Source organism: Anaerococcus hydrogenalis (assembly GCF_002871895.1).
Classification (GTDB): domain Bacteria; phylum Bacillota; class Clostridia; order Tissierellales; family Peptoniphilaceae; genus Anaerococcus; species Anaerococcus hydrogenalis.
Window position 1 is genome coordinate 275,016 of sequence record NZ_PNHP01000002.1, and the last position, 26,138, is coordinate 301,153.

Below are 26,138 nucleotides of genomic sequence, written 5' to 3' on the forward strand. Positions count from 1 at the left end.
AACAAAAAAACTGCTGCAAAAAATGCAGCAGTGATAATTTTTTATTCTGGAATAATTAATCCGTAATGACCATCTTTTCTTTTATATACAAGTCTTGTTTTCATATCTTGATCATCTAGGTATATAAAGAAATCATGGTTTAAAAGTTCCATTTGCATACAAGCTTCCTCATCGCTCATAGGCCTTAGGAGAATTTCTTTTTCTCTTTTAATTATTGGATTATCTTCTTCTTTCTCTTCATCAATTTTATCAAAGGATTCAAACTTTATAGATTCTCCACTTCTTCTGTTTCTTTGAAGTTTTGTTTTTTGTTTTCTAATTTGACGAACCAAGGCATCTATTACCTTATCAATTCCTGTAGAGAAATCTTCATTTACTTCCTCAGCCCTTAAAATTGTTCCGCCTTTAAGAAAAATTGTTGATTCAACTTTTTTAAAATTACCTTCGGTAGAAAATTTGAGGTCCATTTCTTCTTCCTTGTTAAAATATTTGTCAAGCCTATCAAATTTTTCCTTAGCTTCTTCTTTTAAGCTTTCATAAACATTGATGTTTTTACCTTTAATATTTAGTTTCATAATTGAACCTCCATCATTTTGATATTATATATATACCCCGATAAACCGTAGGTAAACCTTTTATTTTTTCTTTATTAAAAAATTAATGTATAATATATAAAAATGAGGAGGAAGTATGGAGAAAACAAAAATAAATGATATTTTAAAATATGATTTTTATTCAAATCTTGAAATATCAAATGATCAAAAATATCTTGCATTTTTAAAAACAAATGTAAATTTAGATAAAAATAAATATGATTCTTTTTTATATACTTATGATATAGAAAAAAAGAAAAGTTTTAAAATTTCTGATAATAAAGATATTGGACTTTTTATTTTTGATACGGATGATAATATTATTTATAAGGAAAAATCTGATGACGAATTTGATTATTTTTATAAAAAAGATAGGTCAATGGAAATAGGGTCCTTGGATTTTAAAATAGATAAAAATGTTTCCTTTATCAAAGATTTAAAAAACGGATATTTTTTAATCAAGGCTAGCAATAAATTATCAAAAGACCAAATTAAAAATCAAAAAGAAAATTCTTTTTATAAGGAAGTTACAAATCTTCCTTTTTGGTTTAATGGGTCAGGTTATATAAAAGATAAAGTTGAGTCCTTATATTTTTATAAAAAAGATGAAAACAAGCTAGAAAAAATTAGAGAATTTAAAAATGAGACCTTAAATGCCTTTACTATTAACAAAAATTTAGATAAAATCGCCCTTGTTATAGGAAAAAATGATAATAAGCTAACAAGACTAAAAGATGATTTAGTTTTATTAGATTTAAAAAATAAAAAAGAGAAAATTATAATCGAAAATACTTTTTCTTATTATGATTTATTTTTTTCTAGTAATGATGAAATAATCTTTATTGCTACTGATATGAAAAAAGGTGGCATAAATGAAGATGCATTTATTTTTAAAAGTGATCATTCAGGAAATTTTGAGAAAATCTCTCCAGATGATTTTGACAAGTCCTTTGGAAATTCAATAGGAACTGACGCAAGATATGGATCTTGTAGAAGTTTTGATTTTAAAGATGATAAGCTTTATTTTATAGTTACAGAAAAGGAAGAATCTAAGCTTTATTCTATGGATTTAAAGGGAGAATTAAAGCTTGAAATATCTGGATGTGTAGAAGATTTTGTAATAGCTGATGACAATATTTATTATTTTTATATAAGAGAAGATAGGCTTTCCCATTTAAAAGATAAGAAAAATAATTTGATTTTACTTGATAATAAAATAAATTCAAAACTTGGAAAAATTCATGAATTTTTCTATGACTCAAATGGGGATAAAATTCGTGGCTATGTTCTTTTGCCAGTGGATTTTGATAAAAATAAAAAATATCCAACTCTTTTATCAATCCACGGTGGACCAAAAACAGAGCTTTCAAATATTTTCCACCACGAACACCAAGTTTTTGCTAATGATGGCTATATAATTATTTACACAAATCCTCACGGATCAAGTGGAAACGGCGTAAAATATTCTGATATTAGGGGAAAATATGGATCTATTGACTACCAAGATTTGATGAATTTTACAGATAATGCCATAGAAAAATTCCCACAAATTGATAAAGATAATATGGGAGTTTATGGTGGATCTTATGGCGGCTTTATGACAAATTGGATAATTTCACACACTGATCGCTTTAAGGCAGCAAATTCTCAAAGGTCAATTTCAAACTGGACTTCCTTTTATGGGGTTTCAGATATAGGATATTATTTTGGGCCTGACCAAACAGGAGCAAATCCTTGGGATAATTTAGAAAAAATGTGGGACCAATCTCCTATTAAATATGCAAAAAATGTAAAAACTCCAACCATGTTTATCCATTCAGATGAAGATTATAGGTGTCCATTGGAACAAGGTCTTCAAATGTATACAAGGATAAAAGAAAATGGAGTGGAGACAAAAATGTATATATTCCACGGAGAAAATCACGAACTTTCAAGATCAGGAAGGCCAAAAGCAAGAATAAAAAGACTTGAGGCTATAAAAGAATGGTTTGATAGGTATTTAAAATGAAAATAAAATCGTCTAATATTAAAAAATTTATCTTAAATTTGATAGAAAGAATTAGGGACCATGACCTTATGACCCTTGCCTCCTCCCTATCTTATTATTTTTTATCAGCAGCTATTCCCATGCTTTTGGTCTTATTAAACCTTGTTACAAAATATATGAAGGGAAATGAGGATGTGGTAATTGAATTTATAAAATTACTTCCCGATTCAATCAGGGGAGTAATTTTGTTGATTGTAAAATCAATACTTGATTCAGGATCAGCCTCAACAATTTCAACAATTACCCTAATTTTTGCACTCTGGTCTGCATCAAAGGGGGTTTCAAAAATAATTCTTGCCATAAATGTTGCCTATGGACTTGAAGATGACCATTCTATGATAAAAAATAAAATATTTGGATTTTTGTATACCTTTATCCTAATATTTATTTTGATTTTTATGTTTTTATTAAAAATTTATTCAAATGGAATCTTAAGAATAATAGAAGATGTTTTGAAAATTGTAAATTCTTCATCCTCCCTGGATGAATTTACCTGGCTAATAAATTTAATTTCTGGAATTATTCCACCAATAATTTTAATTTTGGGATTAACCTTCTTATACAAGGCTGCCCCATATAATAATTCAATAAAAATAAATTTCAAAGACGCCTTTGTAGGTTCAATTTCTACAAGCCTTATGATTTTTATTACAAGTTTTGGATATTCCTTTTTCCTAAATAACATGAGTAATATGTCAGTAATTTATGGGGCCTTGGCAGGAATAATAGCTCTTTTAGTTTGGATGCTACTATTCTCCCTTACTATAATCTTAGGAGCAGAAATTATTGCAGCTTATATGAAAACTAAAAATAATTATAGGAAGTTAAGATAATGGAAAGATATTCAACTATAGATAAAAAATATAAAAGAGAAATAGTCCTTTTAAAAGCAAGACCATGTAGGTGGGGAAAATGTAGGTTTTGCGATTATATAAAAGATAATGAAATAGATGAAGAAAAAATTGACCAAATAAATAAAGAAATTTTGAAAAAAGTTACAGGCAAATATGGGGTTCTTGAAGTAATAGATTCAGCTTCATTTTTTGAGCTAACAGAAAATACCAAAAAAATGATTAAAGAAATAGTTGATGAAAAAAACATCCATACTCTATTTTTTGAATGTCATTGGATTTATAGGAAAAAAGTCCACGAAATTAGAGAGTATTTTAAAAATCAAAAAATAATTATTAAAACTGGAGTTGAAACTTTTGACAATGATTTTCGTGAAAATTATTTAAAAAAAGGAGCTGGTTTTAAAGATTATAAGGAGGTTTTAAAGTATTTTGATTCTCCCTGCCTCATGGTTGGTATAAAAGGACAAACAAAAGAAATGATTGATAGGGATATGGAAATTATTTTAAATAATTTCCCCTATGCCACCGTAAATGTCTTCAATGAAAATTCAACAGATGTCAAAAGAGATGATAAGCTTGTAAATTGGTTTTTGAAAAAATATCACGACAAATTAAAAGAAAATCCAAAAATTGACTACCTTTATAATATTACAGATTTTGGAGTAGGCTGATGAAAAATGAGCTTAGAAGATATTTTATAAATAATAGGAAAAAAATTAACCCAGATGATAAAAAAAATTGGGATAAAAAAATTAAAGAAAAAGTCATAGAAAGTGATTTTTATAAAAATGCCAAATCAATTTTTATTTATTATTCAACAGATTATGAAATTGATACGAAAAAAATAATTAAAGAGGCTTTTTTAGATAAAAAAGAAGTTTATATTCCAAAAATTATAGGAAAGCATCAAATGATTCCTGTTTTACTCAAATCCTTTGATGACCTTGTAGATGGAAAATATAAAATAAAAACATCGAAACTTGAAAATACTAAAGAAAATATTGACCTTACCATAGTGCCAGGACTTTCCTTTGATCAAAATAAATATAGGCTTGGCTATGGTGGAGGGTTTTATGATTCTTATATAAAAAATCACAAGTCCTTTTATGTAGGTTTGTTTTATCAAATAAATAAGTCTTACAAATTAAATTTCAATGATTTTGACCAAAAATTAGATTTAATAATTACAGATAAAAATATGTATTAAAAAATCCTAGTTTTTAAACTAGAATTTCTTTTTTTAAAAAAGTATTCAAATCCTCATGCAAAGAATATCATACGGAAAAAATTGATATGATTTCAAATTTAAAAATTCGTACAAAATCGCACTGTTCGAGCGTCAGCGAGTTTGCGATTTTAGAATTTTCAAATTTAGAAATCACAAATTTTTGTAGTTCGATATTCGTGCTTGAGGATTTGTTTACCTTCAATATCCTAGCTATTTGGCTGGGATTTTTTTAGTGTTTATTATGAGTTTTTTTATTTATTTTTTGGAACAAGTTTTTCCATTCCACCCATATACATTTGTAATGGTTGAGGAATTTTTACTGATCCGTCTTCTTGTAGTAGGTTTTCTAAAAATGCAATTAACATTCTTGGAGGAGCTACTACTGTATTATTTAAGGTGTGGGCAAAATAATTTCCTTTTTCGCCTCTTAATCTTATTTTAAGTCTTCTTGCTTGAGCATCTCCAAGATTTGAACAAGAACCTACTTCAAAATATTTTCCTTGTCTTGGACTCCATGCTTCAACGTCACAAGATTTCACTTTTAAATCTGCCAAATCTCCAGAACAACATTCGAGTGTTCTTACAGGAATTTCTAAAGATCTGAAAAATTCTACTGTATTTTGCCATAATTCATCATAAAATTTCTTTGAATCTTCTGGTTTACAAATTATAACCATTTCTTGCTTTTCAAATTGGTGGATTCTATAAACTCCACGTTCTTCAATTCCGTGAGCTCCAACTTCTTTTCTAAAACATGGTGAATAAGAAGTCATTTTTAATGGCATATCGCTTTCTTCATTGATTGAATTTATAAATTTACCAATCATTGAGTGTTCACTTGTTCCAATTAAATATAAGTCTTCGCCTTCGATTTTATACATCATATCTTCCATTTCAGCAAAGCTCATTACACCTGTAACAACGTCAGATCTAATCATAAATGGAGGAATGTGGTATTCATATCCCTTGTCAATCATAAAATCTCTTGCATAAGATAAAATTGCTGAATGAAGTCTTGCTATATCTCCTTTTAAATAATAAAAACCAGCACCTGATGTATCTCTTGCAGAATCTAAATCAATTCCATTAAAACTTTCCATAATGTCAACATGGTAAGGTACTTCATAATCTGGAGTTACATTTTCACCAAATCTTTCTATTTCCACATTTTCTGAATCATCTTTTCCTATTGGAACTGAATCATCAATCATTTGTGGAATTACTTGCATTTTTTCTTTTAATTGGTCTTGGAATTTTCTAGTATCTTCTTCAATTTGGACAAGTCTATCATTTATATCGCCTACTTCTTTTTTAACTTCTTCAGCTTCTTCTTTTTTTCCTTGACCCATAAGAGCACCGATTTGTTTTGAAGTTTTATTTCTTTTTGCCCTTAAATTGTCTCCCTCAGTTTTTACATCTCTTAATTTTTGGTCAAGTTCAATGACTTCATCAACCAAAACTAATTTTTCATCTTGGAATTTTTTCTTAATATTTTCCTTAACAAGCTCTGGGTTTTCTCTTACAAATTTTATATCTAACATATTTCCTCCTAAATTTAAAAATAAAAAAATCTCCTCCCAAAAGGGACGAGATTATCGCGGTACCACCCAATTTAATGAAATAAATTCATTCACTTTAATTTATAAGCTCAAAGACGGATTCATTAACTTTCACCAAAGATTTTCACCAACCATCTTCTCTCTAAAGGTTATTTTTAATTACTACTTCTCATCACAGCTCTATTCAATTATTTATAATATACTTTCATTTTATTTTTTTTCAAATTTCTGTAAATTTTTCAATTGCAATTTTTGGAAGGCCTATATCGCAAACAACAGTCTTATCCCTAAAATATCTATCTTCATAAAGACCCTTTTTAAAAATTTGCATACAAACAATTAAATCACTATCAACATAAGACCCATAATTATTTTGCCCATTTGCATCAAAGCCTGATGGCAAATCAATAGAAATTGTATAAATATTTTTCTCATTTATCAAATCAATAATATTTGCATAAATTCCTGAAACAGGCCTATTTAAGCCAGTACCAAAAATTCCATCAATAATTGTATTAACCTTATCAAGATTTTCTCTTAAAAAATCCATATCCTCAATAGTTTCAATTGAATAAATTTCTTTAGTAAGATTTTTACAAGCATTATAATTAATTATAAAATCCCTGCTAGCCTTATTTTTGTTTCCAACAATATAAATATAACAATTTTTTCCAAGGGCAAGTAAATTTCTTGCAAGAGCAAGGCCATCAGCCCCGTTATTTCCACAAGAAACAACAATTGCAAAAGTCTGTCTTATATCAAGATTAATATTATCCATCACAGAAAGAGCTGCCCTCTCAACCAAGCAAAGGGATGGGATTTTAAGCTCATTAATTGCAAAACTATCAATTTTTTGCATGGTTTCACGATCTACTAAAAGCATATTTAACTCCTAAAATAAAAGTCTTAAATCATCTCCAAAAATTTCCATTACATCACTAGAACCAATAATTCTTGAAAAAATCCTTGGTCCATAGACTTCCATTATTTCATCTTCAGAATAATTTGATGAAAAAATTATGGGTTTTTTATTAATTATCCTATCATTTACAATTTCAAAAAGATTTGCTTCATTAGAATTTCTATCATTTTCGCTTCCCAAATCGTCAATTATCAAAAGATCTGAGTCAAATATCAAATCATAGGATTCTTGTAATTCTTGTTTTTTTTCAGAAAAAGCATACAAGTAATCATTCATAAAGGAAAATAATTTTGTAGCCGTAAGGTAGAGGACTGAATAATTCCTATCCAAAATTTCTTTTGCAATAGAGTTTATCAAAAAAGTTTTACCTCTTCCAACTTCCCCGAAAATATATAGGTTTTTATAAACTTTCCCAAAATTATTAACATAATTTTGGGCATCTTTTCCAACCCTAATAATATTTTCATAAGGGCTTATAGGATAGTCCTTATAGAGATTTTTTGAATACAAATTGGTATTAAAGGTCCTAAAATTTTCCCTTTTTAAAAGACTACTTATATTTGATTGGGAATATTTTCTTTCAATAATTAATTTTTTCCTGCACCTACAAGTTTCTGTGTTTACAAAACCAGTATCCTTGCAAATATCACAGTGATAATGGATTTTAAGATAATCTTTTGGGTAAGAATTTTTTACCAAGATTTCTTCTTTTTCCCTATCAAGCTCTTTTAACTTATTTTTGTAATCATCTACATTTTTACCACTTTGGGCTTCAATTGCAGCCCTTCTTCCCAAAGATGCTATTGTATTATCAATCACCCTCATCCTTGGAAATTTTTCATAAATTTCTTTCTTCCTTTTTTCCTGATCTTCCTTATTTTTTATTCTTCTTTTTTCAATTATTCTTGAAATATTGTCATTGGGACTCATTAATTATCCCCTCCTTCAAGAATTCTCCTAAATCTTTCATCTCTTGCTTTTTGAGCGAAAGTTTTTGCATCAGAATTTTTATTTTTTGACCTATAAACTTTCTTGGCACTTTTGTATTTTCTAGGAGATTTTTCCCTTAATAATTTTGCTCTTTCTTCTTTTATTTTTAAATCATTTAAAGAAAAAACACTTTGGTCTCTCCAAGTTTTCAAAAATCCCATAACATATTTTACATCAACATTATTTACTTCTTTAGCCTGCCTAAAGGCTTCTGTAACAAGTTCTGGGTCTTGCTTATATTCATCCAAGGTTTCATGAATTCTTCTAATATCTTGAGGGGTAAGTTGCCTTTGAATGATTCTTTCAACTTGGTCAAACATAACAGACTTTCTTTTAGAAATATCTAGCATGGATTCAGACTTATTATCACTAGAATTTCCAAAATAAGCCTGTCTTAGGGAAATTATTTCTAGATAAACTTCACCATCGCCCCCATCTTTTTTTCTAAATACTCCCATATTAGTCCAATATGAAATAATTTTTTCCATCTTTTCATCATCAAAGGCAAGTTGCCTTTTTATTTTTTCTAAATCAACTTGGCCTAGGGATTTTAAATCCTTGTATATTAGTAAAAAAGCTTTTAGGCTATCACCATCTGCCATGGGTACATATGTATTTAAAAACATATTTTCAAAGGAAGTTTCCCCCATATCAAGACTTAAATTTTGAATTTTAAATTTCAAATTATTACCTTCCATCTTTTCTTATTCTCATTTTTGTAATTACACTATAAACTTTGCCATTTCTATAAAAAAAATTTTCACCATCAGGATTAATTTCTTGATTTTCAAAAACTTCAGCAGTTTTTCCTGTTTTTTTAAATCCTAATTTTTCATAAAGGTTTAAAGCCCTCTTATTAAAATCATTTACATCAAGGTCTAGTTGGTAGAATTTTAAATCATTAAAATAATAATCTAGTAGAATTTTCATAGCCTTGTAGCCATATCCTTTTGATGTATATCTAGGATCAAAAACTATGCCCAATTCACTTTTTCTTAAAATAGGATTAAAATTTTTAAGTCCAATAAAGGCAATTAAAGAATCATCTTCTATTTTTTTAACTGCAAAATATCTTTTTCTATAAATATTTACATTCATAAACCAAACTTCACAATCAATTTGGGAAAAATTTCCGTAATTATAGCCTTTGAGTCTTTCATCCTCATTCATATCCCATTTTCTTAAATCATAAGCATCGTCTAAGTCTAATTTTTTTAAATATATATGATCATCTTTTCCAATTATTTTCATCTTATTCTTCTTCATGGCTTAGGTCTCTAAAGGTTGTACATTGCTTGTGGAAAAATAATTCCATAAGTCCTGTCGGACCATTTCTATGTTTTGCCAAAATTACTTTTGCCACATTTGGATTATCATCCTCATCATAATAATCTTCCCTATATAAAAGCATAACCACATCTGCATCTTGCTCAATCGCTCCAGATTCACGAAGGTCTGATAAAATTGGTTTGTGGTCTGATCTTTTGTCGGCCTCACGAGATAATTGGGCAAGTGATAAAACGGGACAGTTTATTTCTTTTGATAAAGATTTTAATCCCCTAGAAATTTGGGCGATTTCTTGTTGCCTATTATCAAATCTTCCCTCCCCTGTCATAAGTTGAAGATAATCAATAACAATTAAATCTAATCCTTCTTCAGCCTTTAATCTTTTACACTTACTTCTAAGCTCTGACAAAGTTATTCCTGCAGTTTCATCAACATAAATTTCTTTTTCTTTAATTTTTGTGATTGCATTTATAATTTCTATCCATTCATCAGCTTCCAAATTTCCTGTAATTATTTTTTCAAGATCAATCATAGAAACCATTGAAATTAATCTTTGATTTAATTGGTAGGTTGACATTTCTAAAGAAAAAAACGCAACAGATTTGCCAGTATTTGCTGCATTCCATGCCATTGTTAAACCAAGGGCAGTTTTTCCCATAGCAGGCCTTGCTGCAAGTAAAATTAATTGGGAAGATTGAAGGCCTGATAATTTGTCATCAACACTTGAAATTCCTGTAGTAACTCCAGTAATTTTTCCTTCATTTAAGCTTAAAAGTTCTAATTGTTTTATAGTTTCATCCATTGTTTCAGAAACTCTTACCAGACCATTATCAAGATTTTTTTGACTTATTTCAAAAATTCTTGATTCTGCCATCTCTATTACTTCCTTGGCATCCTTTTTTTGCTCGTAAGATTTTCCAACAATATCATCGCAAGCTGTGATTAAGGCTCTTAAAAGAGCTTTTTCTTTGACATTTTCACAGTATTGGTCCATATTTGGAGTATAAAATGAGGAGAGTGTTATTTCTACAATGAACTCCTCTCCTCCAACTTCTGTCAAGATGTTTTCTGATTTTAATTTTGATATAAGACTTACTTCATCTATTTTTATATCTTTTTGATACATATTTACTAAAGTCTTATAAATTCTTTGGCATCTTGAATCATAAAACTCATATGGCTTTACTAATTGTATAGCCTGGTCTATGGTTTCACTTTTTTTAAGTATACAACCAATTATGGCCATTTCTGAAGAAATATCACTAGGCATTTGCCTAAGAGATTCTTCCATTATTCAGCCTCAACATTCACTTTTAATTTTGCAGAAATTTGTTGGTAAAGCTTTATTGTAACTTCATATGATCCTAAAGAATCAATATCAGCCTTGTCAATTTTTTTCTTATCTACTTCAATTCCTTTTTCATCTAGAGCTTTTTTGATATCCATATTGGTGATTGAACCAAATAATTTACCATTTTCTCCTGCTTTTACCTTTATTGTTACATCAGTTTTTTCAATTTTTTCTTTATTTTCTTTAGCTTCTTTGATGTTTTTATCTTCTTCTTTTTTTAATTCTTCTAAGTGTTCATTAAGTTTAGCTAAATTTTCTTTATTTGCTTCTACTCCAAGATTATTTGGTAAAATAAAGTTTCTAAAATATCCTTGTTTTACATTTACAACTTCGCCTTTTTTTCCAATTTTTTTAACATCATCAGTTAGTATTATCTTCATAATCTTCTAATTCCTCCTCTAGATATTCTTTTATTGCTTTTTTTAGCATAATTTCTGCTTCTTCTATACTCATATCAAGTTGGGTAGCAGCTGAGGTTAGATGGCCTCCTCCACCAATTCTTTCAAGAATTAATTGAACAGAAATATCTCCTAAGCTTCTTCCTGATATGTGAATTTTATCATTTGATCTTGTTAGAACAAAACTTGCCCTAACTCCTTTTATATTTAACAAATCATCTGCTGCTTGGCTAGCTATAAGGGTTGACCCATCCATTTCCCTATTAAAATGGCCAATGGCTATAAAGTCATTTACAACAGTTGAATCTGCTATTACCTCTGATTTATATTTTACTATTTGAAAATCATCTTTAAACATTCTTTTTATTATTATAGAATCTGCTCCCCATCTTTTTAAAATTGATGCAGCTTCAAAAGTCCTAACTCCAGTTTGGTAAACAAAATTTTTCGTATCAACAGTAAGTCCTGCCAGAAGGGCTTCTGCAACTGGGACTCTTGCCTTGAATGATTCATCAAAATAATTTAAAATTTCTGTTACAAGCTCACTTGCACTTGATGCATAAGGTTCGATGTAAGAAATTGTTGCGTTTCTTATATAATCATTTCCCCTCCTGTGATGGTCTATTATAACAATTTGATCGGTTTTATCAAGAATAGCAGGTGCTTCTGTGGAATTTTTTCTGTGGTTATCTGTAACAATTACCAAAGATCCTTGGTCCATCATTTCTAAAGCTTTAATTTCTGTAACAATATCTTCCCTAAATCCTTCAAGATCTTCAATAGTTCTATTATAAATATTTTCAATTGGTTTATTTATTCCATTTAAAACAAAATAACAATCTTTTCCAATACTTTTTATTCCCTCATAAATTCCAAGGGCTGAACCAAAAGAGTCCATATCAGGATTATTGTGACCCATCACAAAAACTTTTGAAGAATTTTCTACCATTCTTTTTAGGGCTTGAGAAATTACACGGCTTCTTACTTTAGAAATTTTTTCTGTAGCCTTTGATTTTCCTCCAAAATATTCGTAATTGTCCCCTTCTTTAATTACAACTTGGTCCCCACCACGAGATAAGGCTATGTCTATAGAAACTCTAGATTCTTCATAAATATCTATTGGTTTTGATCCAGAAAGGCCAACCCCTATTGAAAGAGTTGGTTCTATTGAATTACCTTTTTTAACTTCCCTAACCAAATCCAAAATTTTAAATTTACTTTCATAAATTTTTACATAATCATCATAATGAATCATTACCATGTACCTATCATTTTCATATTTTCTAACCATGGCTCCATATTGTTCAAAATAATTCATTATAATTTTATCAATTTCACCTGTAAGCGATGACCTATCACTTGCTTTTGTTGATTGTCTTAAATCATCATAATTATCTATATACATTGAAAGTACTACAAGTCTTCGGTCTTTAAATATTTTTTTAATATTTTCATCACTTGTATTATCAATTCCATATACAAAGGTCAATTCCTTACCATATTTTTCTCTTTTTATTGTAGAGTAATAAAACTCATAGACCTTATCATATATATTTACGCTTATAGCCTTATCAGATTCTTTGGTAAAATCTATATCATTAAAATCTGGGACAAAACTATTAATGCTTTTTCCTATCAAATTTTTGGCTTCAAAAAGTTCCTTAAAATTTGAATTGTGCCACTTTATTGTTTTTCCCTCTTCCAAAATTACAATTGGAAATGGCATTTGAAAAACTACATTTTTAGTAATTTCATCAAATGAATAATCCATCTCGTCTATATAGGCTTGGAAGAAATCTTCATTATTCTCATCTATCTTTTTTATGTAAAAATACAGTAAAGCTACAAGGATAAGACCTATAGTTGCAAATATTTTTTCATAAAAAAATAAAATTATAGATATAAGAAGGGGTAGGGCTAGGATAAATATATAATTTTCTCTAGTAAAATATTTTAATTTTTCTTTCATGCTACCTCACTTTTTTCCTTAAATTAATAAATACATCTATTATACCAACCAAGGCTATAGCCTCAGAAATATAGGCAAACAGTAAAAATATAAATAGGTAATTTAAAAATTTTGAAACTTTATTTCTCCTAAATGAAATAAAATAATCTATTAATAATGCCCCATTTAAGACAAATATTGATTTTAAAGTTACTATTGTATTTAAGATTATAAATTCATTTGAAGTTTTTAATAACTTACAAACAATTACAGCTAGGATTAAAAATCCAAATATAAGACTTAAATCTTTTGGAACAAGCCTTATGGTGTTAATTTTTCTTAAATCTCTTATTTTTTCATATTTAAAATTTAAGTAGTTTCTAACTAATTTCAAGGATATAATACTATAAATTAGTGAAAAAATAACAACAAATGATGGAATTGTTTTTAAACTTTTTTCTATCATTTCCTTATCAATTTTTATGTTTTGTCCAGCAATTATTTTTTCAAAATCCTTTGTAAGATCTCCAATCTTTATACCAGACTTATAGTAAAGATACCCAATTATTGACAAAGATAAAACTGACAAAATTACTGTAAGAGTTTTTATACTATACTTATCTGTCTTATTTTTCTTTATCAAATCAAACAAGAAGTTTCCAAAAATTATCATAGGAAACATTATGTATAAGCATATCTCCATATTAAAAATAGAAGAAAACAAGGCTGAAGTGAATAAAAATATCATTTTATTCTTATCATTCATCTCGTACAATTTTATAGCTGTAAAAATTGGAATAAAAAATGCAAATATCAAATAATAAGATGATAAAAACGCTAAAGATACATTTATCAAACCAAAAATTATACTAGCTATTTTTTTATTTTTATTTAAATATTCATTCATAAAAATCCTTTCTTTTAGAAAGATTATCACATAGATTATACAATTTTTAGAAAAAAAAGCTAACCTAAATAATTTTAGGCTAGCTTATCTTTAATAATTTAAAATTTTTAAAATTTTATTCCTATAATTTATAAATTTATCACTTGTCCTATCTCTAGGATAAGGAAGGTCTATATCTACAATTTCTTTAACTCTTCCAGGTCTTGGTTCCATAATTATAACTTTAGATGACATATAGACTGCTTCTTCTACGTCGTGAGTTACCATTATCATTAAATTTTTTATTTCTTGCCATAAATTTAAAATTTCATCTTGCATATTCATCCTAGTAAAGGCATCCAAGCTTCCCAAAGGCTCATCTAACAAGAATACTTCTGGCCTTGCAATCATAGTCCTAATTAGAGAAACTCTTTGGGCCATTCCTCCAGATAATTGTTTTGGAAATGAATTTTTAAATTCGCTTAGACCAACTTTTTCTAGCATCAAGTCAATTTCTTTTTGGTCAATTTTTTCTTCATTTTTTAATGACCCAGAAAATCCTACATTTTCACCAACTGTCAACCAAGGAAAAAGTGTTGGTTTTTGAAACACCATTCCTTTTTTTGAAGATGGTTTTTCAATTTCTTTACCATCTAATAAAATTTTTCCTTGACTTGGTCTAATCAGGCCTGAAATAAGTCTTAACATAGTTGATTTTCCGCATCCTGAAGGGCCAACTATTGAAACAAATTCATTGTTATCAATAGATAAATCAATATTTTTTAGGGCATGAGTTTTTTCGTCTTCTTCAATTTTTTCAAATACTTTTGAAACATTTTTTAATTCTAATTTGCTCATTTTACACTTCCTTTTGCCATTTTAAGGCCTTTGATGAAATCTTTTTTAATATCATATTTACTATAATAAAGGTCAAAGCTAAAATTATTATTGCTCCATACATTGAAGAATAATCAGCCCATGAAGATTTCCATGTAATATACCAACCAAGTCCTGATTCTACTCCAAGCATTTCTGCAACTAATAGGGATGTACAAGCTGAGCTCATACCTGAAATTAATCCTTGGAAAATATTTGGACTTGCTGATGGAATAGCAATCTTTCTTACTAATTCATTTTCATTTGCTCCTAAAGTTTTGGCTGCTTCATAATAAGACTTATCTACATTTTTAATTCCTGTCATTGTAGCAAGGGTTGTTTGAAACCAAACTCCAAGTCCTATTATAAAAACTGCTCCTCCAAAAAGACTTGTAGCTAAAACCATAACTACAGGTATCCAAGTTGTTGTTGGAATTGGTCCTAATAATTTTAAAAATGGGTCTACCCAATAATCAACTTTTTTAGAATATCCTGCCAAAATTCCTGTAATTATTCCAAGAATTGCTCCAATAAAATATCCTGTAAATAATAATTTTAAACTTGCAAGGGTTGATTCTAACAAAAATCCCTTATCGGCAATCATAGAATTCATAATCATATCAAGCCATGCAAAATATGGTAGGGGCAAAACTGCAAATTTTAAGGTTAAGAGGTCATAAATTATTAAAATAGCAAAGACAAAGGCATATAAGGGGGATTTATAGCCTAGCCTATCGCTTATTTTTTCATTTTTAAATGATATTATAAAAAATACCAGATAAAGACCTAGTAAAAATATCAAAAAATATAAATAAACAGGAGTTGCTTTCATATTTTTTTGGTGATTTGGAAAATATAAATATTCCAAAATTGCAAAAATTCCAAAAATTATTGGAAATAATTTTTTAATTATTGAATTTTTTTCTCCCTTAGTTTTTTCATTATCCATAATACTTTCCTTTTCTATAAATTATTTTTTATTTTTCATCATAAAAACTACCCATAGGTAACCAGTATGATTTCATTAGTTGGTCAACACTTCTTTGATCTTTTATTAATCCAATTTCTTTATAATCTGTAAAGATAGATTTTAAAGTATCTTCTGCAAGATCATTTTTTACAGAATAATCATATGATTCTACAAGTTCAAGTCCTGCATCAAAATCCCCACTAGCTAGATTATTATCAAATAATTTTTGTGTAGCCTCTTTTGGATTATTTTGCATATAATCATTAGCCTCTTGAATTGCAGTTGCAACCTTGTCAGCTATTAGTGGATTTTCTTTAGCAAATTTTCCATTGAAGGCAAGTACGCAGCAAACTTCTTTTCCAAAGTCATCATCATGAGTCATAGATCTTATTGCTCTAATTTCTCCCTTATCTACAAATTGTTTGGCAAATTGGTCATCCAAAACTGCAGAATCAATTTCGCCATCTTTCATAGCTTGAATAACTGCTGCATTGTCAACTTGCTTATAAGTAACCTTGTCCGGATTTACATCATCATGGTTAAAAAATCTTAAAGCTGTGTTGTGGTTTGAATTTCCAATTCCATTTGTTATAGCAAGATTTTTTCCTTCAAGTTCTTTTGTTTTTGTAATTTCACTATCATTTAAAACATAAAGAGATTTACATCCAGTATGAGATGCTGATGAAAATACTATATCTAGTCCCTTTGTTGCTGGAACAACCATTCCTGCAAATTCTCCAACTAGACCATCAAGTTTTCCACTTCCTAAAGCATCCTTAGGATTTTTTGTATTTACAAATTCAACTTCAATGTCACGGTCTTTAAAATATCCATTTAAATTTGCAATATTTGGTCCACCTAAACAAAGATCTCCTGAATATCCTAATTTTATTTTATCCTTATATCTTGGTTCTTCTTTTATATCTTTTTTTGCATTTTCTTTTGCAATTTTTTGTACATCTTCAGTCTTAATATTTTTACTTTCACTTACATTTGACATACTTTCACTTGGATCACTTTCACCATTATTTAATTGGCTCTTGCAACCTGTAAAAACAAGAGATCCAATCAACAAAACACCTAAAATTTTTGATTTAACTTTCATAATTCCTCCAAATATTTTTAAAAAACAATAGAAAAAGCCCGTCCAACAAAGGACGAGCTACCGTGATTCCACCTTTTTATTTTTATTATAATAACAAAAATCTCTCAGGGTCTATTAACCCTTATCCTGGTAACGGTGGATGCCGCTACAGCCTAATATCGGTGTAGAACTCAAAGATGCATTTCAATTTATTTTAACTTGGTTAATCTCAGCTAAATAACCTCTCTGTAAAGTATGATAAACCTACTCTTCTTTTCCATGTCTTTTTTTATTACAAAATTAATTATACAATTCATACTAAATCAGTCAAGTTTATTTTGATTTTTTTAAATTTTTTTGCAAATTTTTTTCAATCTTTTTAATACCATAATCTTTTTTTATTTAAATTTCAAGAAATTTTCTTATTTATTTTTAATAGGGTATATTTAAAATAAGACGAAAAGAGGAATATTATGGAAAATAAAAATATAAAACTTAGTATTTTATCTGATACCCATATATTAGCAAGAGATTTGATGGCTGATAACAAAGAATTTAATATGGCAATCAAATATGATAGAAAATTTTTGGTTGAAGGAGAAGGACTTTTAAGATCCGCCTTAAAACTTGCAAGTGAAAATGAAAGTAAATATATAATAATTCCTGGAGATTTAACAAAAGATGGAGAAAAAAAATCCCACCTTGAAGTTTCAAAAATTTTAAAAGAATGGACTTATGAAGATAAGTCTAGAAAAATATTTTTAATTCCAGGAAATCACGATATAAATAATAAGAGTGCTTTTGATTATAAAAATTTAAAAAATACCCAATATATAAAACCAAAAGAATTTTTTGAAATTTATGACTTTTTATATAAGGACTCTGTTTTAGAATATTATAAGGATAGTCAAATTTATAAGACCTACCTAGGCGAAATAAATAAAAAATATGAAAGAGAATTTGAAAATTCTTATTATGCCCAAGGATACGGATCTTATCTAGCAAGAATAAATCCGAATTTAGATGAGAAAAACTCTCTAACTTTGATTTTTATAGATACATCAATTTATTCTTGTGACTATGAACAAAATCACAAGGATGGTAAAAATAATGTAGTTGGAGCTTGTGATAAAAATATTTTAAAATGGGCTATTGAAAAAATTGACCAAGCTAAAAAAAGAGCTGATATGGTTTTTGTAATCTCCCACCATGCTTTTATCCCAAATTTTAGGGACCAAAGACTGGTTCTTGGACCTTTTATAATTAAAAATTGGAATGAAAAGTTTAAAGATAAAGATCCTAGGATAAACAACAAACTTCCTATAGAAGTTTTGGCAGATTGTGGGGTTAAATTTTTATTTACAGGCCACTTGCATGAAAATGGAACTGCAAAATATAAATCAGTTTTAGAAAATGAAATATTTAATATACAAACAGGATCAACTGTAACCTATCCTCTTCCAATTAGGCATATCAATATATATGATGACTTGAAAGATTTTTCTGGATTTTCTATAGATATGAAAACCCAATTAATAAAAAAATTTGAGTATGAAAATTTAAATGGAGAAAATATAAAAATTGATAATTCTATAGCCTATGCCTTAAAAAATCAATTATCCTTAAAGGATGTTTTATTTAATTATGTCCATTCTATGGCCAAAAATCCTATAATTTCCCAAATGGATATTAAGAAATTTCTTATAGAAAGGCTAAATACAAACCTTAATTTAGATCTTTCAAACAAGGGGTATGTAAAGGAAATTTTAAAAGAATTTTCTTTTAAATTTCCTATCTATATAGAAAAATTTGGAAATGTAAATCTTATAGATGCTGACGGGGAAATTTTTATAAAGGTAGATTCTTACAAGTCTCACGCCTTAATTAAGGCAGGAAATTTAGAAGCATGCATAGAAATTTTGATAATGCAATTTGAAGATAAAATAATGACCACTGATAATATGATTTATTATTATGATAAGCTTGTAAAAAAATCCCTATCAATGCCTATTTCAACTGATAAACATAACCTATACGACTTTTCAAATTATATTTACCAATATAAGGCCCTAGATGAAAAAATTACCCCATCTTATGTAGTTGAATTTTTAGCAAAATTAAACAATCCAGATTACTCAATAACTGAGGAAGTTATAGATTACTGCCAAGATGAAATTAATGAAATTTTTGAATTTTTAACTATGAATATAAGATTTGAAATTGATGGGTCCAAAGATAAATTTTTTGATAAGCTAATTTCAATAAAGGGCTTATTTTTTAGAAGTCTAATTAGATACTTAAAAAGAAAATCAAACAATTTGTACGACCTAATAACTTTTATATCTAAATTTATTTTGAAAAAAAGAAGAGTCAATGGAGTAGACTTAGCTAAATATGTAATTTCTTATAGAAAAGTTACAAATATCAAGCAAAATATAGGTAAAAAAATGTTAGGAAGGGCAAATTTAAGGTCATATATTGTAGATTTAGTAAAATCAATAAACAATGAAGTAATAGAAACTTACGAAAATGAAGACTTAAATGAAAGAGACCATTATTTTTCTTATGTAGAATATGAGGATGAATAAAAGGACATTTAAAAATGTCCTTTTAGCTTGATATAATAACTTCATAAGCCATAGAATTATCTACATTAACTACAAATCCTAGCCCACTTCTCCTACATTTTTCCAAATAATTTATAAATTCCTCTTCATTCATCATCTCAGGTTTAGCTAGTCCACTTTTTGCCATAATTTTTACATTAGGATCAAGCTTAAATTTATAAACCCCTTCATCAAAAGTTGAATCTCCAAAAGATCCTGTCATTTCTTCATTATAATTTAAAATTCCGGAAAATATTAAATATCCGTTTTCAAATTTTACATAATCAACATATCCTCTTTCCCAACCTTCTCTCGACTTATCAACTAAGCTTGCGCCGTAAGATCCATAAGATGTTAATAGATTTTTATCATCCACTTTACTGTCTTGTTCATAATCTTCTTCTGATAATTTATTTTCTTCTATATTTTCAATAATAAATGATGGATCATCTGATACTTTATTAGATATGTTATTATCTGTAACATTTGAAGAAATATTAGAATTTTCCAAATTATCACTTGTTTCTATTATTCTAGTAGATTTTTTAGAACATCCTGTAAAAATTAAGGATAAAAGAAGTAAGTATATTAATTTATTTTTCATAAATTCTCCTTTTAAAAAAAGCCCAGTTAAACCGGGCTCTAAGATCTTTTAATTAAAAATCAGATAAATCTGCTTTTCTTTTTTCTAAGAATGCTGTCATTCCTTCTTTTTTATCATGGGTTTCAAAAGTTGATGCAAAAGTATTTGCTTCTAATTGAATTCCGGTATGAAGATCTGATTCAAGACCTAAATTAATTACTTGCTTTGCAAGAGTTACTGCATAAGATGCTTTTGACATAATTTTTTCTGCCATTTTTGTACAATAATCCATCAACTCTTCTTTTTCTACAACATGATTTACAAGACCTATTCTGTAAGCCTCATCAGCTTTTATAGAATCTGTTGTGAAAATTAATTCTTTTGCAATTCCCTTTCCTACAAGTCTAGGAAGTCTTTGTGTTCCACCAAATCCTGGAATTATTCCAAGACCTACTTCTGGTTGACCAAACAAAGCATTTTTTGATGCAACTCTTATATCACAAGACATAGAAATTTCACATCCACCACCAAGGGCAAATCCATTTACAGCTGCAATTGTAACTTGTGGCATCTCTTCAAGCATATTAAATGTTTCATATGCAAGCATGCTCATTGCTCTTCCTTCTTGTGGTGTAGCATTTACCATTTCAGAAATATCAGCACCTGCTACAAAAGATTTTTCTCCACCACCAGTTAAGATTAAAACTTTAACATCTTTTCTTTCCCTAATATCTGAAAAAGTTTCATTCAATTCTTTTAATGTTTCTGAATTTAAAGCATTTAAAGCCTTTGGTCTATCAATAGTTACATAAGCAATTTCATTTTTCACATCTACTTTTACGTTATTCATATTTTCTCCTTTAAGATATTTTTTAAAACGCTTTCTATAAATTTATACTATAACATTGATTAATTTTTGTCAAGCAAATATAGTAAATAGAATTATGAGCTTTTTAAAAATTTTTATTAAAAAAATTCCCCGAAGGGAATTTTCTAAATATTTAAATAAGCTTGGTCAAGTATTGGATCTTGGGTAAAATTGAAGTGCATTTTTAATAATGTTTTTTTGTCACTTTCATCAAGAATTATTGTTGAATGGGCATCAAGTCCATTTAATTTATTCAAATTTTTAAGGGCATGATGGGTAACTGGGTTTGTTGTTGCTGAAATTGATAGGGCAATTAGCACATCATTTACTGAAAGGGACTCATCTCTTTCTTTTAAAATTTCTTCTTTTAATTTTAAAACCGGCTCTAATATATGTGGAGATATTAGTGGTATATCGTCATTTATTCCAGAAATTTCTTTTAAGGCATTTAAAATACAAGCTGCTGGTGATGACATTAATTTTGATTTTTTTCCAGTAACAATTTTACCATCAGAAAGCTCTATTGCAAAAATTTCTGCATTTTTTTCCTTTTGTTTTTCTCTTGCTACTATAGAAACTTTTCTATCACTTGCTTCAAGATTTAAGCTACTCATCAAAAGCTCAATTTTTTCTACAGCCTTATAGTCAGTTTTTGCAAGTTTGAAATCAACTAGGGCATTGTAATATCTTCTTACAATTTCATTTTTACAAGCTCTTATTGTTTCTTCTTCATCATCAATGCAAAATCCAACCATATTTACACCCATATCTGTTGGAGATTTGTAAGGGCAAGATCCAGAGATTTTTTCAAACATTTGTTTTAAAATCGGAAAAGCCTCAACGTCTCTGTTGTAATTTACGGTTGTTTTTCCGTAAGCCTCGAGATGGTAAGGATCTATCATATTTACATCATTTAAATCTGCTGTTGCAGCCTCATAGGCAATATTTACAGGATGTTTTAAAGGAAGATTCCATACTGGAAAAGTTTCAAATTTTGCATATCCTGCATTTATTCCCCTTTCATTTTCTAGATACATTTGTGAAAGACAAGTTGCAAGCTTTCCACTTCCTGGACCAGGGCCAGTAATTACAACTAAGTCTCTTTGAGTTTCTATATAATCATTTTTTCCAAAACCATTTTTGCTTAAAATGTTTGGAATATTATTTGGATATCCTTCAATATCATAGGTCTTATAATTTTTTATATTTAAACTATCAAGATATTTTCCATACTTTATTGCTGAAGGTTGGTTATCAAATTGGGTTATTACAATTGAATTTACGAAAAATCCCAAGTCTTCAAATGAAGTTTTTAACCTTAAAACTTCGCTATCATAACCGATATCAAGGTCTGACCTTATTTTATTTGATTCAATATCATTTGCATTAATTACTATTACTATTTCTGTAATATCCTTTAATTTTTTTAACATTTGTAACTTAGAATCAGGCAAAAATCCTGGCAAAACCCTTGATGCATGAGCATCATCAAATAATTTTCCACCAAATTCTAGGTATAACTTATCAAATTCTCTTATCCTCTCTTCAATCTTTTCAGATTGGATTTTTATATATTTATCATTATTAAAAGCTTTCTCTACCATGCTTACCTCCTAATCATAGATAATATTATATACTAGATGAAAAAAAATTTGAATATTTTTTTATAAAAAAATAGGTGCGTAATTTGCACCTAATTTTCTTCTATTTCGTATTTATCCCAATTTTCTGTTTTAAATGTATTGCCATCTTGGTCAATCCAATATGCCTCTACCTTATATTTTTTTGCCAATTTTTTTCCTTCTTCCAAATTCTTTATAAAAAGAGCTGTTGAAAGGGCATCGGCTTTTGCTATATCATCTGTCATTACTGATACAGATTTAAAATTTGTTGATGGATAGTTTGTAGAAGGATCAATTATGTGGTGGTATCTTTTACCATCAATTTCAAAATATCTTTGGTAATCCCCACTTGTTACAAGGGAAGTATTTTTTATTGCAACTATGGAAGAATATGGGTGTTCTTCTGAAAGTGATGGGTCTTGAACAGCAATTTTAAAATTCCCATCTTTTCTTGTAGGATTTTCTCCAATTATTGCGACATCCCCACCTACTGATAAAATTCCTGATTTTAATCCCTTTTCTATCAATTCATCTTTGATAAGCTCTGTTGCATATCCTTTTCCAATTCCACCAATATCAACTTGAACTTCCTTGTCATTAATATAGGCTGTTTGATTTTTTTCATCAATTTCTAGGGCATCTATATTTTTATGATCGCCAGCTTCTTTTAATTCTTCCTCACTTGGAAGCTTTGCATTTTTTTCATCTTCCAAGGCAGCCTCCCTATGGTCAAGCCAAATTTTTAAAACCCTACCATAGCATATATTTATATCTCCATCAGTTTCCTTGTACCATTTTTTTCCTTCATTTAATAAATCAATAATTTTTTTATCTAGCTTTACCTTTTCTTTTCCTGCATTCTCATTTAGGGTTGTTACATTATTTACCCCATCAAATTTATCATAATTATTAAAAAGCTTGTGGTATTCTGCCATTCTTTTTTCTACCAAATCTTTGTATTTATTAAATTCTTCTTCATTTTTGCAATAGGCAGAAAAGGTAGTTATTGTATCAAAATAATCATAGATTGTAGTTTCATATTTTTTCACATCTTGATTTGAATTTTCTGTGCTAATACTACTTTCTACCTTACTCTTTGCTTCTGGTTTTACTTTTTCAACTTTTTTATTACATGATGATAGAGCTAAACACAAGCCTAGCCCTACTATTGTTAATTTTATTTTTTTATTCAAAACTTAATCCCTATTATATAAATCTATAACTTCCATATCCTTTGAAACTTTTATATTTTCTTCTTGGGCCCAATTTAATAAAATTGATCCTGCAACTTTCTCCCTAAATTCTTGAAGCTTATCCTCAAGGCCTAGTTCATAAATCAAATCTAAAAATTCTTCGTCTGCTGAATATTGGTTATAATTTTCAAAAAGTCTATCCCTATCTTGGCTATCTAAATAATCCATAAAAACTTCTCTAGCAAGTTTTTTATTTACAGCCTCACGACCTGGCATACAAACAAATTCATCCATATTATTTTCAATATCAATATAAGATTCTTCTATATCATCATTGTTATCCATGTCATCATTTATCCTAACTAAATCTAGGGTATCAAGATTTAACCAAATATTTTTTAAATATAAATTATCCCAAATTGTCCATTTTTCTACCAACCAAGAAAGGTTGATAGCTTCTTTGTTTCTACTCATTTTCTATTATCTCAAAAACCACAGCCTCATATTCCCAAAGCTCTAATTTAAGATTTTCCCCCTTACTAATTTTTATATTTTCTCTCTTATACTTATGACCACCATACTTTTCCCACATATTATTAATTTTTTCAACAAAAATTAAATTTTCATCATAGGAAATTGGGTAGGATTTTTTATAAGTATTTGTCATATTTAATACTACCAAAAATCTTTTCTCATTGGCAAGTCTCTCATAAGCAAAGACCGAATTTTCATTATCATCTACAACTTTCCACAAAAAACCTTCTTTCTTATAATCATACTTATAAAAACTAGGATTATCCTTATAAAGATGATTTAAATCTTTTACATAATTTTTGAAGGCTGAATGGATAGGAAATTTTAAAATGTCCCAATTTAAAGATACATTTTCATTCCATTCATCAAAAGTTGCAAATTCATTTCCCATAAAATTTAATTTTTTTCCAGGGTGGGTCATTTGGTAGGTATTTAAAAGTTTTAATTGTTTGAACCTGTCTTCATAAAAACCATTCATCTTATTAATCATAGCTTTTTTTAAGTGAACGACCTCATCATGACTTAAAGGTAAAAGAAAATTCTCATTATAAAAATAAAACATAGAAAAATTAATTTTCCCCTGATACATGTGCCTGTTCATAGAATCTACTTCAAAATATTTGCAAGTATCATTCATCCATCCCATGTCCCATTTATAATCAAAACCTAGATTTTCTTTTCCAGTATTTTCTGTAACAAATTCATATGATGAAGAATCTTCAGCAATTTTCATAAAACTTGGATAATCTTTTGAAAGGCCTTTATTTAAATCTTTTAAAAATTTAATATTATGGTGGTTTACTCCCCTATCCTTATTGCCATCATAATAAATCATATTTGAAACTGCATCAATTCTTATCCCATCAAAGTGGCATTTTTCAATCCAAAAATTAATAGCAGATTTCATAAAACTTCTAACATGGCCTTTGGAGTAATCAAAGTTCAAACTTCCCCACTCAGAATATTGCAAATCTTTATAATCAGATTCATATAAACTTTGCCCATCAAAATTTTTTAAGGCATAAAAATCTTCTGCAAAATGTACGACTACAAAATCAAAAATTACCCCTATGTCATTTTGGTGGCAAAGGTCTACAAATTTTTGTAAATCTTTCATTGAACCATATCTTGATGAAGGAGCAAAAAATCCAGAAACTTGATAACCCCATGATGGATAATATGGATGTTCTGTAATTGGCATTATTTCTATGTGGGTATAGCCCATATCTTTTACATAAGAAATTAATTTATCAACTATGTCCAAAAAATTTGGCATAGAATTATACCTAAGCCAAGATCCAATATGGATTTCATAAATATTTAGGGGCTTGTCCAAATTTTTTTCTCTTTTTTTAAGCCAATTTTTATCAGAAAATTCAAATGAAGTATCAATAATTTTTGTAGCAAATTCTGGAGATTCGTCAAAATAATTTCCATAAGGATCAAATTTTTCAAATTTGTAGCCCTTATTTTCAATTACATACTTATAATAATTTCCCTCTTTTGCCCTCATAAACTTATAAAAATATCCGTATTTATGATTTTTAAACATGGAAATTTCTTTCCAATTTGAAAAGTCTCCCTTGATATAAACCATATCAGCATCAGGAGCGTATATCCTAAAAATATAGCCGTCATCTTTTTTTATAGCCCCAAAAATTTCATGGCCTATTTTTGAGTTTCCACTTAAGTAGTCTTCGATTTTTTTATAATCTACTTCTAGTAATTTAACATCCATT

At 28.3% G+C, this 26,138-nt stretch carries 24 protein-coding genes and 2 other annotated features; of the genes, 5 read left to right on the plus strand and 19 right to left on the minus strand.

The annotated features are described in order from the left end of the window. Window positions 1-41 precede the first annotated feature (41 nt). Window positions 42-575: a ribosome hibernation-promoting factor, HPF/YfiA family gene (gene hpf / locus CJ192_RS04280; protein WP_102197897.1), complete on the minus strand. Its 534-nt coding sequence runs from the start codon at window positions 573-575 to the stop codon at window positions 42-44. A 115-nt stretch (window positions 576-690) separates the two neighbouring features. Here hpf and CJ192_RS04285 point away from each other — a divergent pair, with 115 nt between their 5' ends. The 4 genes from CJ192_RS04285 to CJ192_RS04300 are packed head-to-tail and all read left to right on the plus strand — an operon-like array spanning window position 691 to window position 4,701. Beyond that, complete coding sequence (locus CJ192_RS04285) at window positions 691-2,601, plus strand: alpha/beta hydrolase family protein (RefSeq protein ID WP_102197898.1); 1,911 nt, start codon at window positions 691-693, stop codon at window positions 2,599-2,601. Then, the gene (locus CJ192_RS04290; protein WP_102197899.1) at window positions 2,598-3,473 is read left to right on the plus strand and encodes a YihY/virulence factor BrkB family protein; all 876 of its coding nucleotides are present in this window, start codon (window positions 2,598-2,600) and stop codon (window positions 3,471-3,473) included. The genes CJ192_RS04285 and CJ192_RS04290 overlap by 4 nt, the downstream gene beginning before the upstream one ends. Continuing rightward, window positions 3,473-4,165 carry a radical SAM protein gene (locus CJ192_RS04295; RefSeq protein ID WP_102197900.1) on the plus strand — a complete coding sequence of 231 codons (693 nt, stop codon included), beginning with the start codon at window positions 3,473-3,475 and terminating at the stop codon, window positions 4,163-4,165. Before CJ192_RS04290 ends, CJ192_RS04295 begins: the two co-directional genes overlap by 1 nt. Further along, a complete protein-coding gene (locus CJ192_RS04300; RefSeq protein ID WP_102197901.1) occupies window positions 4,165-4,701 on the plus strand; it encodes a 5-formyltetrahydrofolate cyclo-ligase in 537 nt (178 codons plus the stop codon). Before CJ192_RS04295 ends, CJ192_RS04300 begins: the two co-directional genes overlap by 1 nt. Window positions 4,702-4,973: 272 nt before the next feature. Here the strand turns inward: CJ192_RS04300 and serS are convergent, their stop codons facing one another. The 12 genes from serS to CJ192_RS04360 all read right to left on the minus strand — a co-directional run bounded on the left by serS (window position 4,974) and on the right by CJ192_RS04360 (window position 17,014). Continuing rightward, window positions 4,974-6,263: a serine--tRNA ligase gene (gene serS, locus CJ192_RS04305; protein ID WP_004816226.1), complete on the minus strand. Its 1,290-nt coding sequence runs from the start codon at window positions 6,261-6,263 to the stop codon at window positions 4,974-4,976. A 38-nt stretch (window positions 6,264-6,301) separates the two neighbouring features. Next, window positions 6,302-6,466, minus strand: a binding site (T-box leader). A 35-nt stretch (window positions 6,467-6,501) separates the two neighbouring features. Beyond that, a complete protein-coding gene (locus tag CJ192_RS04310) occupies window positions 6,502-7,164 on the minus strand; it encodes an NAD(P)H-hydrate epimerase (RefSeq protein ID WP_102197902.1) in 663 nt (220 codons plus the stop codon). 9 nt (window positions 7,165-7,173) lie between these two features. After that, entirely contained in the window at window positions 7,174-8,133 is a 960-nt protein-coding gene (locus CJ192_RS04315) for an ATP-binding protein (protein ID WP_102197903.1), read from the minus strand. Further along, complete coding sequence (locus CJ192_RS04320; protein WP_004816247.1) at window positions 8,133-8,891, minus strand: DnaD domain-containing protein; 759 nt, start codon at window positions 8,889-8,891, stop codon at window positions 8,133-8,135. Before CJ192_RS04320 ends, CJ192_RS04315 begins: the two co-directional genes overlap by 1 nt. Further along, window positions 8,881-9,444, minus strand: a complete 564-nt coding sequence (locus CJ192_RS04325) for a GNAT family N-acetyltransferase (RefSeq protein WP_102197904.1) — start codon at window positions 9,442-9,444, stop codon at window positions 8,881-8,883. Before CJ192_RS04325 ends, CJ192_RS04320 begins: the two co-directional genes overlap by 11 nt. 1 nt (window position 9,445) lies before the next feature. Next, on the minus strand, window positions 9,446-10,771 hold the full coding sequence (dnaB, locus tag CJ192_RS04330) for a replicative DNA helicase (protein WP_102197905.1): 1,326 nt from the start codon (window positions 10,769-10,771) through the stop codon (window positions 9,446-9,448). After that, window positions 10,771-11,211, minus strand: coding sequence for a 50S ribosomal protein L9 (gene rplI / locus CJ192_RS04335; RefSeq protein WP_102197906.1), 441 nt, complete (start codon window positions 11,209-11,211; stop codon window positions 10,771-10,773). Before rplI ends, dnaB begins: the two co-directional genes overlap by 1 nt. Then, the gene (locus CJ192_RS04340; RefSeq protein WP_102197907.1) at window positions 11,192-13,198 is read right to left on the minus strand and encodes a DHH family phosphoesterase; all 2,007 of its coding nucleotides are present in this window, start codon (window positions 13,196-13,198) and stop codon (window positions 11,192-11,194) included. The genes rplI and CJ192_RS04340 overlap by 20 nt, the downstream gene beginning before the upstream one ends. Before the next feature lies 1 nt (window position 13,199). Next, window positions 13,200-14,084 (minus strand): DUF2232 domain-containing protein, encoded by an 885-nt coding sequence (locus tag CJ192_RS04345; RefSeq protein ID WP_102197908.1) that lies wholly within the window; start codon window positions 14,082-14,084, stop codon window positions 13,200-13,202. A gap of 90 nt (window positions 14,085-14,174) precedes the next feature. Next, the gene (locus tag CJ192_RS04350) at window positions 14,175-14,921 is read right to left on the minus strand and encodes an ABC transporter ATP-binding protein (RefSeq protein WP_102197909.1); all 747 of its coding nucleotides are present in this window, start codon (window positions 14,919-14,921) and stop codon (window positions 14,175-14,177) included. A 1-nt stretch (window position 14,922) separates the two neighbouring features. Beyond that, a complete protein-coding gene (locus CJ192_RS04355) occupies window positions 14,923-15,888 on the minus strand; it encodes an ABC transporter permease (RefSeq protein ID WP_102197910.1) in 966 nt (321 codons plus the stop codon). A gap of 28 nt (window positions 15,889-15,916) precedes the next feature. Next, entirely contained in the window at window positions 15,917-17,014 is a 1,098-nt protein-coding gene (locus CJ192_RS04360) for an ABC transporter substrate-binding protein (protein ID WP_102197911.1), read from the minus strand. 45 nt (window positions 17,015-17,059) lie between these two features. Beyond that, window positions 17,060-17,282 (minus strand) — a binding site (T-box leader). A 184-nt stretch (window positions 17,283-17,466) separates the two neighbouring features. On the opposite strand from CJ192_RS04360, the gene CJ192_RS04365 reads away from it, so the two are divergent. Continuing rightward, window positions 17,467-19,581, plus strand: a complete 2,115-nt coding sequence (locus CJ192_RS04365) for a metallophosphoesterase family protein (RefSeq protein ID WP_244897281.1) — start codon at window positions 17,467-17,469, stop codon at window positions 19,579-19,581. A gap of 22 nt (window positions 19,582-19,603) precedes the next feature. Here CJ192_RS04365 and CJ192_RS04370 read toward each other — a convergent pair whose 3' ends face one another. The 6 genes from CJ192_RS04370 to glgB form a co-directional block, all read right to left on the minus strand. Then, the gene (locus tag CJ192_RS04370) at window positions 19,604-20,203 is read right to left on the minus strand and encodes a hypothetical protein (RefSeq protein ID WP_102197913.1); all 600 of its coding nucleotides are present in this window, start codon (window positions 20,201-20,203) and stop codon (window positions 19,604-19,606) included. A 52-nt stretch (window positions 20,204-20,255) separates the two neighbouring features. Beyond that, the gene (locus CJ192_RS04375) at window positions 20,256-21,032 is read right to left on the minus strand and encodes an enoyl-CoA hydratase-related protein (RefSeq protein WP_102197914.1); all 777 of its coding nucleotides are present in this window, start codon (window positions 21,030-21,032) and stop codon (window positions 20,256-20,258) included. 143 nt (window positions 21,033-21,175) lie between these two features. Further along, a complete protein-coding gene (locus CJ192_RS04380) occupies window positions 21,176-22,654 on the minus strand; it encodes a DUF1846 domain-containing protein (protein ID WP_102197915.1) in 1,479 nt (492 codons plus the stop codon). Window positions 22,655-22,743: 89 nt separating this feature from the next. Further along, window positions 22,744-23,865 carry an FAD:protein FMN transferase gene (locus CJ192_RS04385; protein ID WP_004816250.1) on the minus strand — a complete coding sequence of 374 codons (1,122 nt, stop codon included), beginning with the start codon at window positions 23,863-23,865 and terminating at the stop codon, window positions 22,744-22,746. A 3-nt stretch (window positions 23,866-23,868) separates the two neighbouring features. Beyond that, the gene (locus tag CJ192_RS04390; RefSeq protein WP_102197916.1) at window positions 23,869-24,339 is read right to left on the minus strand and encodes an acyl carrier protein; all 471 of its coding nucleotides are present in this window, start codon (window positions 24,337-24,339) and stop codon (window positions 23,869-23,871) included. Beyond that, window positions 24,332-26,137 (minus strand): 1,4-alpha-glucan branching protein GlgB, encoded by a 1,806-nt coding sequence (glgB, locus tag CJ192_RS04395; RefSeq protein WP_102197917.1) that lies wholly within the window; start codon window positions 26,135-26,137, stop codon window positions 24,332-24,334. The genes CJ192_RS04390 and glgB overlap by 8 nt, the downstream gene beginning before the upstream one ends. Between the last annotated feature and the right edge of the window lies 1 nt (window position 26,138).